13 protein-coding genes are annotated in these 15,826 nt (G+C 36.0%); 10 read left to right on the top strand and 3 right to left on the bottom strand.

Going from position 1 to position 15,826, the window contains the following annotated elements:
* Positions 1 to 40 precede the first annotated feature (40 nt).
* Together KORDIASMS9_RS13980 and KORDIASMS9_RS13975 are read right to left on the bottom strand one after the other, a co-directional pair.
* Positions 41 to 778, bottom strand: coding sequence for a hypothetical protein (locus tag KORDIASMS9_RS13980; protein WP_114903433.1), 738 nt, complete (start codon positions 776 to 778; stop codon positions 41 to 43).
* Positions 778 to 1,317 (bottom strand): RNA polymerase sigma factor, encoded by a 540-nt coding sequence (locus KORDIASMS9_RS13975; RefSeq protein ID WP_114903432.1) that lies wholly within the window; start codon positions 1,315 to 1,317, stop codon positions 778 to 780. Before KORDIASMS9_RS13975 ends, KORDIASMS9_RS13980 begins: the two co-directional genes overlap by 1 nt.
* A 190-nt stretch (positions 1,318 to 1,507) precedes the next feature.
* Here KORDIASMS9_RS13975 and KORDIASMS9_RS13970 point away from each other — a divergent pair, with 190 nt between their 5' ends.
* The 5 genes from KORDIASMS9_RS13970 to KORDIASMS9_RS13950 all read left to right on the top strand — a co-directional run bounded on the left by KORDIASMS9_RS13970 (position 1,508) and on the right by KORDIASMS9_RS13950 (position 8,509).
* Positions 1,508 to 2,281 carry a DUF4412 domain-containing protein gene (locus KORDIASMS9_RS13970; protein WP_114903431.1) on the top strand — a complete coding sequence of 258 codons (774 nt, stop codon included), beginning with the start codon at positions 1,508 to 1,510 and terminating at the stop codon, positions 2,279 to 2,281.
* A gap of 1 nt (position 2,282) precedes the next feature.
* Positions 2,283 to 2,843, top strand: coding sequence for a hypothetical protein (locus tag KORDIASMS9_RS13965; protein WP_114903430.1), 561 nt, complete (start codon positions 2,283 to 2,285; stop codon positions 2,841 to 2,843).
* Positions 2,844 to 2,862: 19 nt separating this feature from the next.
* Positions 2,863 to 4,524: a T9SS type A sorting domain-containing protein gene (locus tag KORDIASMS9_RS13960; RefSeq protein ID WP_114903429.1), complete on the top strand. Its 1,662-nt coding sequence runs from the start codon at positions 2,863 to 2,865 to the stop codon at positions 4,522 to 4,524.
* 191 nt (positions 4,525 to 4,715) lie between these two features.
* Entirely contained in the window at positions 4,716 to 7,511 is a 2,796-nt protein-coding gene (locus KORDIASMS9_RS13955; RefSeq protein WP_205317992.1) for a CHAT domain-containing tetratricopeptide repeat protein, read from the top strand.
* Positions 7,512 to 7,567: 56 nt separating this feature from the next.
* Positions 7,568 to 8,509 carry a septum formation inhibitor Maf gene (locus KORDIASMS9_RS13950; protein ID WP_114903427.1) on the top strand — a complete coding sequence of 314 codons (942 nt, stop codon included), beginning with the start codon at positions 7,568 to 7,570 and terminating at the stop codon, positions 8,507 to 8,509.
* Positions 8,510 to 9,507: 998 nt separating this feature from the next.
* Here the strand turns inward: KORDIASMS9_RS13950 and KORDIASMS9_RS13945 are convergent.
* Positions 9,508 to 11,370 carry a M1 family metallopeptidase gene (locus tag KORDIASMS9_RS13945; protein ID WP_114903426.1) on the bottom strand — a complete coding sequence of 621 codons (1,863 nt, stop codon included), beginning with the start codon at positions 11,368 to 11,370 and terminating at the stop codon, positions 9,508 to 9,510.
* A 167-nt stretch (positions 11,371 to 11,537) separates the two neighbouring features.
* On the opposite strand from KORDIASMS9_RS13945, the gene KORDIASMS9_RS13940 reads away from it, so the two are divergent.
* From KORDIASMS9_RS13940 to KORDIASMS9_RS13915, 5 genes are all read left to right on the top strand, one after another.
* Positions 11,538 to 11,729, top strand: coding sequence for a hypothetical protein (locus tag KORDIASMS9_RS13940; protein ID WP_114903425.1), 192 nt, complete (start codon positions 11,538 to 11,540; stop codon positions 11,727 to 11,729).
* 28 nt (positions 11,730 to 11,757) lie between these two features.
* Positions 11,758 to 11,946 carry a hypothetical protein gene (locus KORDIASMS9_RS13935; RefSeq protein ID WP_114903424.1) on the top strand — a complete coding sequence of 63 codons (189 nt, stop codon included), beginning with the start codon at positions 11,758 to 11,760 and terminating at the stop codon, positions 11,944 to 11,946.
* 25 nt (positions 11,947 to 11,971) lie between these two features.
* Entirely contained in the window at positions 11,972 to 12,226 is a 255-nt protein-coding gene (locus tag KORDIASMS9_RS13930) for a hypothetical protein (protein WP_114903423.1), read from the top strand.
* 36 nt (positions 12,227 to 12,262) lie between these two features.
* Complete coding sequence (locus KORDIASMS9_RS13925; RefSeq protein ID WP_114903422.1) at positions 12,263 to 12,442, top strand: hypothetical protein; 180 nt, start codon at positions 12,263 to 12,265, stop codon at positions 12,440 to 12,442.
* Between the two features lie 848 nt (positions 12,443 to 13,290).
* On the top strand, positions 13,291 to 15,822 hold the full coding sequence (locus KORDIASMS9_RS13915) for a PIG-L family deacetylase (protein ID WP_114903420.1): 2,532 nt from the start codon (positions 13,291 to 13,293) through the stop codon (positions 15,820 to 15,822).
* The last annotated feature ends 4 nt before the right edge of the window (positions 15,823 to 15,826 follow it).

Here is a 15,826-nt window from a genome sequence, read left to right as displayed (position 1 = left end):
AGTTTGCAACGTTAATCTGAGTTTTCAACTCAGACTAAAACTACAATTTTTCTTTAATAATAGCTCGTTGCTTTGACTTAAATGTAGTTTGAATCTCATCCATATACTCCAACGCTTTCAATGCTTTTTCATTTTCTTCAAACTTCACGTGAATCAACGCGCCATACCAATAAATTTGTGGTGTAAATCGGGTTTTTCGATGTTTAATTTCTCTAAGAATGTCCAACGATTCTTGTTCGTTACCCAAATTCAACAAACTCATGGCTTTGTAAAATGAAATCTCTGTGCTTGGATTGTCGAATCCTGCCTGAATCAAATCAAAAGTTTCAATAGCTTTCTCATAGTTTTTCGCTTCGTATGCCTGCGTAGCAATTGACAACAAATCCGAATCATTTTGTCCGCGTGTTACAGGTTGCAACGCATTTGGATACGGTTCAAAATACGTTGCATACAAGTTTTCGTTGACATTCGCTTGTTGAATGATATAGTTTCCCATCAAACCAAAAAATAACAACAACACAACGGCAATTGCCAAACGCGTATTCTTTTGAAAAGGTGTTCGCAAGGGTTTCTGTTCACTTTGTGTCGTTTCCAATTGTTGCAAATGTGACTTTAATTGTTGCTTTTCAGCTGCTTTGATGGCTTTGTGTATATTTTCATGTTCGGCTACTTTTTTAGCAAACGTAAGATCGTCCTGCAACAACGCTTCAAACTGTGTTTTTTCGGCTTCACTGAGCGAATCTTGTATGTATTTCTGAATCAATTCTTCGTGTTCCATCAATCTTGTTTTATCAATGCGATTAACTTTTTTAAACACCGCGATTTGTGACTTTTCACGGTGTTTTCATCTTTATACTGAGTTTGTTGTACAATTTCTTTAATGCTCAAACTGCGGTAATAAAACAGTTTCAGTATCTGCTGACAACTTTCTCCCAAACGCGTAAAATACTTTTGCAACAATCGTTGTTCTTTGGTCAAAATAGTTTCGTTCAAATCTATTTCTTCAAAATCATCCGCTGCCACAACCGCGCCGACAAACTGTTTGCGCTCTTTCAACCGATCGTAAATTTTATGCTTTCCAATACTAAATAAATAGGTTTTGAGCGAACTTTTCTCAATATGTGTTTGCTTCGTCGTAAAATTTTGATACATCGCAATCACGCTATCTTGATACACATCAATTAGGTCTTCTCTATCCAAATTGAATCGCAATCCGTAATTCACAAAGGCTTCTTTATACGCCACATACACTTCCTCCAATGCCTTTTTATCATCTTTGCGAAGTCGCGATTGTACGTCTAATTGTTGCTTTTCCATTCAATCTAAAATCAAATAAAAAGGTTAACCAAAAAAAGAAAAAAACTATACTTTTTCTTGTAAAGCCTTACGGCAGAAGGAACTCAGCGATGAACTTATAGGAACTTATTCCGCTTTATAAAAATAAATTTCGCTGCATGTTAACCTTTTTCATCGTAAATATATAAAGAGGAAACGAAACGTAATAATCATGAAACCAATTTTTAAATTAAGTATGTGTGTGAGCTTTCTCTTGGCTTCACAAATCACCAATGCACAACTACTAAAACGCATTCAAAACAAAGTAGAAAATAAAGTGGAACAAAAGCTAGAACAGAAAGCATTGGAAGAAACAGAAAAAACTGCCGATAAAATGCTTGACAACGTATTAAATCCACAAAAAAAGAAAACTGCTATCAGTACGAGCAATTCGTACTCGTTCAACCAACGCATCACGCTAGAAATGCAAACAGAAGGCAACGAAAAAGCGCAACTCGATTTTCTGTTCGACAGTAAAAATGATGAAGTCATCTGTATGAAAATAAACAACGATGGCGACAATTCCGGAGGAAAAATCTATGCCGTAATCACACCAACTTCAAGTACGATGTTTATGGACATGCCAGGCATGAAAATAAAAAAGAAAGTAGCTCAAGAAGAACTAGGACAATTAGATTATTCAGACAAAATACCACAACACACCGATTTAGAAAAAACAGGCAACACAAAAACGATTCTTGGCTACACCTGTGAAGAATATGTATATAAAAATGAAGGTGGAAATGTGCATGCGTGGGTAGCAACTAATTTTCCAATTCACGGAAAATTTGTGCCAATTCTCGGTATGAAAAAAAACGGTCCTTTTGAAGGTTTTGTATTAGAACTCAAGTACAAAGCGGCAAACGAAAGCGGCTCAATAAAAGTAATTAACGTGGATACCAACGCAAAGGTAAAAATCAACGCGAACGAATACACATCCATGTAATATGAAAACGATACACTATATCGCAATTGTATGTTTCTTAGCTATTACAACTGCTTTTTCGCAAAGTAAAGAACATTTTGTAAAAATTACATTCAACGACGGTCCATTACAAGGAACACACACGTTTTATCCCGAAAAGGGAAACTACGCAAGTCAAGCCAATATTGAGTTTTTTAAAGGCGCAAGCAACGTAAATGCTTCTAAATTGATAACTCAAGACGGTTTTCAAATGCATTACATCAATCGGTATTTTATGGGCGAATCCATAGTTGGAATGCATCAACCAAAAAAAAGTACTTCGGGTTGTGGAAGCTTGAATTTTATAGATTTCATCAACAGTCAAACGTACAAAAAAATTGATGGCGATTTTATCGGTTGTACACCAACAACCATCACAAAAGTTACCGCTTGGAAAGAAGGCATCGTTAAAAAGCGAAGAACCGTTTCTGGTCATTTTGAAGATACACTTCGCATGAAAATTCGCAACGATGATGGTTCAGAAGAAACGCTAGAAACGACTGTAAAAGTGACGTTTTCTGTGAACGAATCCAAAAGAAAATAATCTCTCAAAAAATCAACAAATGAAAAACATACTACTCGGACTTTTAGCACTCACTACACTTCAAATACACGCGCAATATACATTTGAGCAAATAGATATTTGGTCAGGAAGCAATGGAAGTTCTCCTAAATATATTACGGAAATGAATGGCGAATTGTACTTTCAGTCGATTGACATTACGCCATCGTTTAAAAAATTATATAAAAGTGACGGAACTGCCGCAGGTACGCAATTGGTGGCTGGAAATTTAAACAGCGGCGCAGGCTATTCTCCAGAATCACTTTATGTGATGAACGGCGAATTATACTTTACCGCGTTTGTATCGGGCATTGGCACAGAACTCTACAAAACGGACGGAACCGATGCAGGCACAATTTTACTAAAAGATGTGCGCACAGGTTCGTCAAGCGGATTGGACTTTAATACCAATGATGACAATCAACTATTTGTGGAATATAATAATGAATTGTATTTCCGCGGAAGCACCAATTCTTCCATTGAACTTTGGAAAACCGACGGAACACCTACAGGAACCATTTCCATAAAAAACTTTGAAGACGCCCAAAATGGTGCGCCCACTTTTATGACGACCGCAGGAAAAAATATACTGGGAACTGTCTACAACGGATTGCTTTATTTTTATGTAAATCGTAACGGAAATGGCGAGTTATGGAAAACCGACGGAACCACCGCAAATACAGAACTTGTTCGCAGTAGTTTAAAAAATATTGCAGAAATGATGGTGTTTAACAATCAATTGTATTTTGTTTCAGGTGACGATAGTTATGCAGAAGGGCGCGAATTGTGGGTTTCCGACGGAACCTTTGCAGGAACTACGGTAAAGCATGATATTTTTCCCAACAATCTCAATCCTGCGTTTGGCTTTGGAAGCAATCCATCAAATTTAATCATTTTTAACAACGAACTCTATTTTAAAGCGCGAAGCTACAGCGGAACTTCTGGACAAATTATAGGTTCAGAATTGTGGAAAACCAACGGAACCACCGCAAGTTTAGTAAAAGATATTGATACTGATAACCTTGCGAGCGGATTGAACATTCCGAACTTTACCAGCTACAACAACGAATTATATTTTACAGCTTCTGACAATACGACTTCCGATTTTGAATTGTGGAAAACTGACGGAACGGAAAGCGGCACTGTAAAAGTGGTGAGTGCAACAGATACAGGCGAATCTATTGAATTTACCAAAGCAATTAATTATGCAGGAAAACTATTTTATTTTGATTCGCAACAATTGTGGGTTACCGACGGAACGCCTTCAGGAACAACAGCGTTGACAGGAAACTCCGAAGAAATTTTACTGATTTCCACAAGTTCGCTTGTCAAGTATCAAAATAAACTTTGGTTTGACGGCAATAAATCAGGCAATGGAAATGAATTGACAAGTTTGGAAGATGCCAGCGTGTTGAGTACTGCAACATTTACAACGGAAACCATTGCTATGTATCCAAATCCTGCTTCACATCATATACATTTTACCAACATTTCAAACGCTTCCAATTACCGTATTTACAACACATTGGGAAGTCTCATTCAACAAGGAAATTTACAAAATGCAGAAAAATCTATTGATGTTTCTGCCATTGCTGCGGGCATGTATGTAGTGGAAATTACGATGAATACGCAATCAAAAACGTTCAAACTACTGAAAAACTAACAATGTCGGATTTTTACGTTTCCTGTTGTTACTTATATGGACGGTTGTGAATCATTCATCCTTGATTCATTTACCGTTCATATAAAAATTGACACCATTCACACACCAAAAGTGCAATCTCGTATAATTAATAGGATTTATTACCTAACATTCTGTAAATTAGAGGAGATTCCCTAAAAATAACCCAGTAAGTGAACACAATTTTACGCTGTATTATTATTTCATGTCTTTTTTCTTCGTGGCAATATATGCTTGCGCAAGAAACACCTCAAACGTTGCTTACTACCACAGAAACGATATACAACGAAGGAAATTACAAAGCTTCGTTAGCGTCCGCTGAAAAAACCATTGCACTTTTACAAACCGACACTTCACAATTAGACAGTTTACAAAGCGCACAAGTGTACTTTTACAAAGGCGCTTCTGAATATTATGTGCAACAATTTGATCGTTCCATAACTTCCTATAACAAAGCCATTTCATTGTGTCCAACTTCGGATGCTGGACTGAATTATAAAGCGGAATTGCATTACGAACGCGCATTTTCAGAATATGAATTGGGAAACTATCCTGCGGCGTATGAAAGTTCGAAAAAAGCGGCCTTGTTGATGGAAAACGTTGCGAATCCAAATTACGATTACTTAATTTCCATATACGCAGATATTGCAGGTACAGCCGCGAGTTTGGGTTTTATGGAAGACGCAAAAAATCATCTCGCGAAAGCAAAATCCATCTATCAAAAACATAAAAACAAGATCATTGTTGATCCGAAAGAAGTTTCAAAACCTGTGCTTTTTGCCTATAAAGCGGTTGAAATTGCAAATACTAAAACCGTTGTAACGGAAAAAGATATTGCTTCCGCCGCAGCGAATTTGAAACAACTAAAAAAAATAAATCGTACAAAACGACTCAACGCACCTGAAAAACGCATGTACGCTGTCGCTCTGAATATGTTGGGTGATTTTTATTTGCGAAAAGATTCGGTCACTGCTGTAGATTGCAAATTGGCACATTCGTATTTGGACAAAGCTTTGCAAAACTTGCCAAAATCATATCGTAATGCGCATGTAGATCAATTTAAATTTAACAAGGTAAAAGCATTTACTTTTGAAAATAAGCACATTAAAGCATTCTACCTATTAACTTCTTTATTGAACGATTTGCCAGAAAATGATGCACGTCGCTCCTATTTTGAAGCGGAAAAAGCGTCTATTCTACTTGCGTTAGATCGGAAAGAAGATGCCGTTATTGCGCTGCAAAAATCTATTGCACACATTCACAAAGGAGAAACTGCACTGAAAAAAGACTATTCCAATTTTGTGCCTAGTTACGAGTTGAATGAAACTGGTTTGTTGGTAGAAATGGCAGCTGAAATCATTCAAAAATATCCGAATGATACTACAGTACTTTCGCTTGGCGCAGACATGTATCGACTCGGTTTGTTACAATTTGAAAATTGCTATCGCGAAGAACTTTTTAATGAAAAACTCACACGGTATTACCACAAAGCCATTGGCGGAATTTTAAAGTTGAAAAAATTAGGATACAGTCATCATGAGTTGCCTCTGAAAAAACTACTCAATCACATGGAAATGATTGAAAATCGCTTGGCTTGGAATAAATTTCTGCAAAGTCGCTTGTTGAATAAAGCGCATATTTCAAGCACACTTTTACAAGAAGAACAAAATATTCGCAAAGCATTGGTTGCTGCAAAACGCAGAAAAGATTCCACCGCAATTTTTGAATATCAAAAACAGTTGACGCAACTTTTAGCAAATTTAAAAGAAACGTTTCCTGAGATTGCCACGTTTGCCTTTGAAAACTTTGATATTGAAACCATTCAAAAAGCAATGCCCGCTTCAAAAGTAATTGTGAAGTATAAAAAAGTGGACAATCAACTATTTGCGTTTCAAATCACCAAAAACAATATAGGTTTTTACGAATTGGAAGCTTCCGAAAAAATACTAGGAACCGTTCAACAGTATTACAATCAACTTAGCAATCAGGAAGAAAATGAACTTGTTGCTAAAGGCTTGCACATCGCATTATTTCCTTTTGAAACGAAATCGTTTACTGATTTTACGATCATTCCCGATCACGCACTTCATTATTTGCCTTTTGAGACCTTAATTACCAACCGAAAACGATATTTAATTGAAGAAGCAACAATTAATTATGCCACACATTTAGTATTTGTCAATCATACAACCTACAGCAATCAAGTAGAAAAAAATGATGAAATTATTGTGTTTACGCCAAGTTATGATACGGAAGTTTCAAATTCGGATGAAATCGCATTACGCAATACCAACACACGTTTAATTGGTGCTGAAAGTGAATCAAAATCGTTGGCAGCTATTTTTCCATCGACACTTTTTGAATCTGTCTTAGCCACCAAAGATAACTTCATTGAACATTCGCGCAAAGCCAATATTATTCATTTGGCAATGCACGCCACTATTGATAATGAAATACCCGAATTGAGTCACTTGGTATTCAACAATAATGGTAAAGACACCAAAATGTATGTGGAAGAATTGTACGGTTTGCATCTCAACGCAGATTTGGCTGTTTTGAGTGCTTGCAACACAGGAAAAGGAACCTTACAAACTGCTACGGGCATGGTTTCCCTAAACAGAGCATTTACATTGGCTGGTGTTCCTGCAACATTGGCGAGTTTATGGGAAGTTCCCGATCAAGTTACGGAAGGCATCATGATTGACTTTTACACGTATTTAAAAAGAGGGGACAGCAAAACAAATGCTTTGCGCAAAGCGAAGATTAAATATCTTAAAAATACGGACGATGCTAACTTCAAAAAACCGTTTTATTGGGCAGGATTTGTATTGCATGGCGATGCTGCACCGATTGCATTAGAAGTTGAAACTTCTACAAATTTTATATGTATAATTGCGGCTATTTTAACCTTCATGATTATTCTAATGGTAAGCTTGCGAATTCGGAAAAATAGCTTAAAATTATTTTAACAGGTTGTGAAACGATTGTCAGTATCGTTGTTTTTAAATATCTTTATACAAAAACGATGAAATCCATTTCCCGATATCTTATTTTAACTGGACTTACCATAGTTGGAACAATCATAGCGTGTTCTAACGTAAAAAGTGATACTGCAACGACAACCAATAACACTGCAATAACGACCGAAAAACTACCTGCTCAAGCTACGTCAGAAGCTTTCAATAAATATTGGTATGCTGGAAAAGCGGAATTGACCTCTTTTCAATTGGAACAATCGCGCTACGGCGAAATTCACAAAGGAAAAGCGGTTTTGGTATATGTAACTGAAGATTTTAATCCTGTAAAGCAAGTAAAAGCTGATCAACAACGTGCCAATAATGTGCCAATTTTAAAACTAAACGCTACCAAAAAATTCTTTACAGGCATTTATCCGTATAGTGTGATGACGAGTACGTTTTATCCTGTGGCGAACCATCAACATGCGATAAAAGTGACTTCTTCTATGCAAGAATGGTGCGGACATGTGTTTACACAATTAAACAACCGAGCACAATTTGACGTGCAATCGTATTCCTATTTTGAAAGCGAATCTGATCAACAATTTTCAATAGACAAAGTGATTTTGGAAGATGAATTGTGGACAAAACTCAGGATGAATCCAGCACAATTACCAGTTGGTACTCACCAAATCGTTCCTGCATTTGAGACAATTCACATGAAACACATTCCACTAAAAGCATACGAAGCTGCGGCGACATTGAATGCTGCTGGCGAAACATACACCTATACGTTGATCTATCCGAAATTAAACAGAAAATTAGCAATACATTTCAATAAAAGCTTCCCATACGACATTTTGGGTTGGACAGAGACTACAACGCGTGGATATGGAGATTCTGCAAAATCATTGACCACTAAAGCAACGAGGATCAAACAGTTAAAAAGTGCCTATTGGTCTAAAAACAGTGTAAAAGATAGCATCTTACGGAAAAAATTGGAGTTGTAATCCTACAAAACGAACGCACATATCAATGCAAACAAGTAGTGGTTGTATGGTAAAACCGTAATCAAAAGTTTCAAAATTTCACGAAATTTAAAGTAATAATCTGATAAATTATTTACTAAGTATATTTAAGTCATAATTCCACGCCTTAACCTGCTGGCTTAGATATCATCTCATTTAGAAATGGATACTTTGTGCCCTCAAAGTATCCATTCTTTTTTTTGGTAGAATTTGAGTATTATTCTTGCGCAGGTTAGAATCAGAAAATTTCAGATACGCCGTTGTGATCTCCAACTTGATTAGAGCGTGGCATTCTGTTTATTTCCAAAGTCTATTCAAGGTATGATTTTAACAGATTACCACGTCACTATTGTTCCTCGTAAAGACGTTTCATAGCACTAACATTTAGTACTTCCAAGCACTTCTCGATACAAAATCTTTACAAGATTTCACTCGAAGTGACGATTTGTTATTTGAAGATGCCTGTAATTAAAGAACTTCTCCTCCGATACGTCTTTGCGAAAATTTTGAAAAAATTTGTGGCAATCTGTTCGTTTCAAAAACAATTCAAGGTATGATTTTAACAGATTACCACGTCACTATTGTTCCTCGTAAAAACGTTTCATAGCATTAACATTTAGTACTTCCAAGTACTTCTCGATACAAAATCTTTACAAGATTTCTCTCGAAGTGACGATTTGTTATTTGAAGATGCCTGTAATTAAAGAACTTCTCCTCCGATACGTCTTTGCGAAAATTTTGAAAAAATTTGTGGCAATCTGTTCGTTTCAAAAACAATTCAAGGTATGATTTTAACAGATTACCACGTCACTATTGTTCCTCGTAAAGACGTTTCATAGCATTAACATTTAGTACTTCCAAGTACTTCTCGATACAAAATCTTTACAAGATTTCACTCGAAGTGACGTTTTGTGATTGAAGAAGAAAAGTTTCTTAGAACGAAGTAATTCAAAATTTAACATTTAAAATCCAGCATCCATCTAATACGAAACCCCTAACATATCATCAATCGTATTTACAGTTACAGAATGGTAATTTGGACGTGCTTTTGCATAAATACGTTTGGCATCTTCCAATCGATTGTTGTTTTTAAACGCTTTGTAAATGGTAGAAACATACCAGCGACGCCCAACTTTCATTAAAAAGTCTTCCATCAGCTGATCTACATTGTTTCCGTGATAATCATGATTAATGGCTTGCTCAAACCAAACCATCGCGATGTATGAATTGGTTGCCGTTGAGAAATTGCAAGCTTCGTCTAACTTTTCAAACAATCCATCATCTAATTCTTTCGGAATGTTTCTGATGAAATGTATTTTTTGTTGAATGTTCCAATCTTGTTCGCAAACCTCTTTAGCTTCCATTGTTTTGTCTTTCCAATTGGAAAGGACCATGTTTACTTCCTTAAATTTATCTGAGTTGATTTTTGCTGCATTTCCAGGAATTCCCGCTTTGTAAATCCATTCGTCTACATTAAATTCCACGTTGTTTTTAACCAATAATTCAGCATTCAAATATGCTACGAATGTTTCTGTAGTCATGGTAGAGAACGCGTGCTTTCTGAAATATTCTTTTAGGAAACTGTCCATTTTTTCACGTCCCACAGTTTCTTCCAACGTACGCAAAAATAAATATCCTTTATCATAGGCAATACTATTCATGCCATCATCAGGGTTTTCTCCTTGTAAATCTAACTTTAAGCGTGTGGCTTTTGGCTGATCGCGTAAGTTTTCAATCTCATCCGCTAAATCTTGTCGCCCAATAGAAGCTAACATATTTGCGTATTCTTTTCCGTACAAGGCTTCCATAATGCGCATTTCAAAATACACGGTAAAACCTTCGTTGAGCCAGAAATCGTTCCAAGTTGCATTGGTAACAAGATTTCCAGACCAAGAATGTGCCAATTCGTGGGCAATCAAACTTGTCAAACTACGATCGCCTGCAATGACGGTTGGCGTTGCAAAAGTCAATCGTGGATTTTCCATACCTCCAAACGGAAAACTTGGTGGCAACACCACAACATCGAATTGATCCCAAGCATACGTTCCATACAGGTTTTCGGCAGCTTCTACCATTTTTTCCATGTCTGCAAACTCATAATGCACTTTATCAATCATAGATTTTTCGGCATATACGCCTGTTCGTGGACTGATTTCTTTGTAAACCAAATCACCAACTGCCAACGCAATTAAATACGGAGAAATTGGTTGTTTCATTTCAAAACTATACTGTCCTGTTTCGTTTTTTTCTTTTGGATTTTCCGCACTCATAATCGCCATCAACGCTTTTGGCACTTTTACTTTTGCCAAATACGTCAATCGTACTTGCGGACTGTCTTGAATAGGAATCCAAGTACGTGTTAAAATGGCTTGTCCTTGCGTGAGCAAAAACGGATGTTTCTTATCGGCGGTTTGCTGTGGATTTAGAAATTGTAATGCTTCTGTTTTATCAGTTGTTTCATAACTAATAGACACACTTTTTGAACTGCTTGTGATCGGAATTGTAAGTGATTGTCCTAAAATAAGATCATTCGCGCCAAGCGTAAAAGCAACTTCTTTTTCATCGACAAAAGTTTTGTGAATTTTTAGGTTTTTTGCATCAAAAACAATTTCGGAAGCATTCGTACTTTCTATAGTATATGTTGCCGTTCCTGTGATGATTTTTTTCTCAAAATCGACATCAATATCTAACAATAAATGTTTAGCAACCGCTTCATTAGGTTTTGCGTACGAATGGGTATCATTGGCATACGATTTCATTTGTTTTGTTTCTTTTTCGTTCGTTGAACAACTTACTACACAAAGGATCAGTAGTACAAAAGCAGCTTTTTTAAAAATTGTCATGAATGTTTTTGTATTTGGTATAAAAGATTTTATCGATTTTCTCAAAACTACACAAATTATTAAGAATATAATAAATTGATTCAAACCAAATGTTAAGTAAGGTATTCCCCTACTTTATTCTGAAGTGTTTTTGGTAACTTTTTGCTATTAACCAAAAACCTACTATTATGTTACAAAAAATTTCAAAATTAAAAGGAGCTCATACGCTTAGCAAAAAAGATCAAAAAATTGTTAATGGAGGAAGGCTCAAGCCTTTGTTATGTGGAGGAACTGGTCACGAACCAATTAGCTGGTCACAAGATCGCTGTTTTGGCTATGGAATTGTTTGGTACAACGGACAATGTTATGCGTGTCACTAAAATTTAAAAATGTTTAAATACTATAATTATGAAAAAAAGAAACATCAAAAATTTACAACTCAACAAAAAGTCAATTTCTAACCTTAAAGTAACCATATTAAAAGGTGGAAAGAACACAAATGATATTGAATTATGCGGAACAGATCTTGACTCTTGCTATTGGCTCGTATGTCCTTTTTCGCAAGAAGTAAGTGATTGTATACCAATGGAACAATAACATATTCACACCTAAATTATATACCATGAAAAAAAGAAAATTTAACAATTTACAATTGAACAAGCATTCCATTTCGACATTGGAAACAGGTATTGTAAAAGGTGGATATCAATCTGAAAACGGTTCCTGCTTTTGGCAAGATTGTCCTTCCAGAGATCCCAATTTTATGAGCGATTGCTACTGTCCGTATAATGGCGGTGGTGGAAATAACACAAACAACTGCCCTCAAACACAGGCTAATTGTGGTTCTGGTGGTTCTTGTGATTGGGAAGATTGCTAGTACATTGATTTAATATATTTTTTAAACCACAAACTCATGAAAAAAAGAAATCTTACAAACTTGAAACTCAACAAAAAGTCTATTTCAAACTTGGAAACTTCTTCGCCAATTGGCGGACGCGGTTCCAACGATAGACAATGCTACTCTGAGCAAAACATCACAGGTTGTTATTGGGATCCACGTTGTGAAACAATTCATCCAAGACTTTGTTCTTAACTCGATCACAAACAATCAGTACTTAGAAAGAGAAGGTCTAAAAAGGTTAAAAAACATCATTCTGAACTTGATTCATAATCTCATTATACTGATTTTCAATGATGATGAAAAACCAAATCAAGCCTGTCTTGAGTAACAGTCAAAAGGTTCGATTTGACGAAAATTTGACTTTTTAGACAGTCTCTTTTTGATTCTAATTCATCCTATTTTAAGTTTTAATTGTTTTTTTAGGATTGTAACTATCTAAAACTGTGAAATAAGATGTAAAAAAAGCAGCTTTACTTATAAACTTTAATAATTGTAGTTTTTTTCTTTATTTTTTTATATCTTATTCTTTCAATATCAATTTTTAAAAATTAATTTAGTTATGAAAAGAAAAAGTATTAAATCATTACAAATCAACAAAAAGTCTATTTCTTCACTTCAATATACAGGAAATATAATAGGTAGAGGCACTGATATAGAATGTACTGATCAAAATTGTCAAAGTTTAGAACCTATTAATTGTCCATATCTTACGCCAATTACAGAACTTACAGTATGTAGAGATACATTTTATTGTTCTGAAATTTTTTGTGAATAAAAACTAGAGCTGTCTTAAAAATATTTAATTCGTTAAATCAAACTTGATTCAGTTTCTCATCACGATTAAAAATTAGCTTGATGAGATTCTTTATAAAGTCTAGAATGATAGTTTTAAAAACTTTTAAGACAGCTTCATTATAATATAAAAACCTAAATTCTATACTTTTCTCATACATTCCAACGAAAGTTAAAGAACGTTAAAAATAGATACCAATAGATGAACTTTTCTATTTTTGAAAGTTAACTGAACCAAATACTTCCTAATGAGAAAATTATTACTGTTTATTTTAGTGAATTGTGCCGTAATTTCTACAGTTTCCGCACAAAAACCAGATAAACTTTCCTCCAATCAAATCTACGAGAAACTACAAAAACTTAATTTTTTAGGATCTGCCTTGTACATTGCAGCGCATCCTGATGATGAAAATACACGCTTGATTGCCTATTTATCCAATCAAGTGAAAGCACGAACAGCATACTTATCATTAACGCGTGGTGATGGCGGACAAAATTTGATCGGACCCGAAATTCGAGAACAATTAGGCGTAATTCGTACACAAGAATTACTCGCTGCACGTCGTGTTGATGGTGGACAACAATTGTTTACACGCGCCAATGATTTTGGCTATTCCAAACATCCAGATGAAACCTTGGACATTTGGAACAAAGATGAAGTATTGAGCGATGTGGTTTGGGCAATCAGAAAATTTAAACCAGATGTTATCATCAATCGTTTTGATCATAGAACGCCGGGAAGAACGCACGGACATCACACAACGTCAGCCATGTTGAGCATGGAAGCCTTCGATTTGGCAGGCGACACTACAAAATATACTTCTCAATTGAAAACGTATGACGCTTGGCAACCTACGCGCCTATTTTTCAACACGTCTTGGTGGTTTTATGGAAGTCGCAAAAAGTTTGAAGAAGCCGACAAAAGTAAGATGTTAAATTTCGATATTGGTGTGTATTATCCACTCAAAGGACTGTCTAACAACGAATTGGCATCCATTGCGAGCAGTCAACACTTATGTCAAGGTTTTGGGCGATTGACCTCAAGGGGAACGCAACAAGAATATGTAGAATTTTTAAAAGGAGATTTTCCAAAAGATAAAAGCAATATATTTTCAGGAATTGATACCTCTTGGAATCGCGTAAAAGGCGGAAAAGCGATTGGCGATATTTTAGTGGCGGTTGAAAAAGATTTCGATTTTGTAAATCCTGCGTCACACTTATCTGACTTGGTAAAGGCGTACGGAATGATTCAACAGTTAGAAGATGAACATTGGAAAGCCATTAAATTAATAGAAATTGAAGGAATTATTCAGGCTTGCGCCGGATTGTACTTAGAAGCTTCTGCAGCAGCATCGAGTGGAACACCAAGAAGTGCCGTAAAAGTGAATATTGAAGCATTAAACAGAAGCAACGCGAATATCAAATTGGTGTCTATAACTTCTACTAGTGATGATAAAACTACACCACAAAATATCAATTTAGCACCAAATACCAGAGAAAATATTGCATTAGATATCAATTTAGCAACCGACGATTTTTCTGCGCCATATTGGTTGTTTGAAAAAGGCACGCTGGGAATGTATAAAGTGGCTGATCAACAATTGCGTGGATTGCCGGAAACACCACGACCAGCTAAGATAAAATTCAATCTGGAAATTGACGGAACACCAATCACCATAACAAAACCTGTGGTGTATCGTTATTCCAAGCCAGACAAAGGTGAATTGTATCAACCATTTGAGATTTTACCAAAAGTCACCGCAGATTTTCAAGACAAAGTCATCATTTTTTCAGACGACAACACCAAAGAAATTCCTGTCACCGTCAAAGCAGGAGCAAATAATATAGAAGGCTATGTTTCTATTAAACATCCGTACAGTTGGAAAGTATATCCTAAAAAACAAAAAGTGACTATTGAACAAAAAGGAGACGAAGTTACGCTCATGTTCACCGTAGTGCCACCATCTACGCAAAGTGAAGGTGTGTTAACGCCAGAAGTGTTTATTGGCGATCAAAAATACACGAAAGCATTGAGCGAAATTGAATACGATCATATTCCGAAACAATCGGTATTATTACCTTCGGAAACAAAAGTAGTTCGTTTAAATATTCAGAAAGGCGGACAATATATCGGCTATATTCAAGGTGCGGGCGATGCTGTTCCAGAAAGTTTGCGTCAAATTGGTTATGACGTGGAAGTCATTGATCCAGCAACCATCAATGGAGAGTCGCTTCAAAAATACGATGCGGTTGTCGTGGGAATTCGTGCATACAACACGGTTGACGAATTAAAATTCAAACAAAAATACATTCTCGATTATGTAAAAAACGGTGGAAATGTGATCGTTCAATATAACACCAATCGCCGAATCAAAGTCGATCAAAGCGAATTGGCACCGTACAGTTTAAGTCTTTCACGAGATCGTGTCACAGACGAAAATGCCAAAGTGAACATCATTGCGAAAGAGCATTCTTTAGTGAACTTTCCGAACAAAATAGAACCCAAAGATTTTGAAGGTTGGGTGCAAGAACGCGGATTGTATTTTCCAAATAATTGGGCAAACGAGTTTACGCCTATTTTGTCTATGAACGACAAAGGCGAAACGGCTAAAAAAGGAAGTTTGCTCATCGCCAAGTACGGAAAAGGAAACTACATTTACACAGGACTGAGCTTTTTCCGCGAATTACCTGCGGGCGTTCCTGGCGCTTACAAATTGTTCACAAACATGATTTCTGTGGGTAAGGAACAAATCATCAAAAAATCGCAACTCAAAAACTAATCGT

The sequence above is a fragment of the Kordia sp. SMS9 genome (assembly GCF_003352465.1).
In the GTDB taxonomy this organism is placed as follows: Bacteria; Bacteroidota; Bacteroidia; order Flavobacteriales; family Flavobacteriaceae; genus Kordia.
Note: the sequence above shows the minus strand (reverse complement) of the source record. Positions and strands in the feature narration are given on the sequence as shown.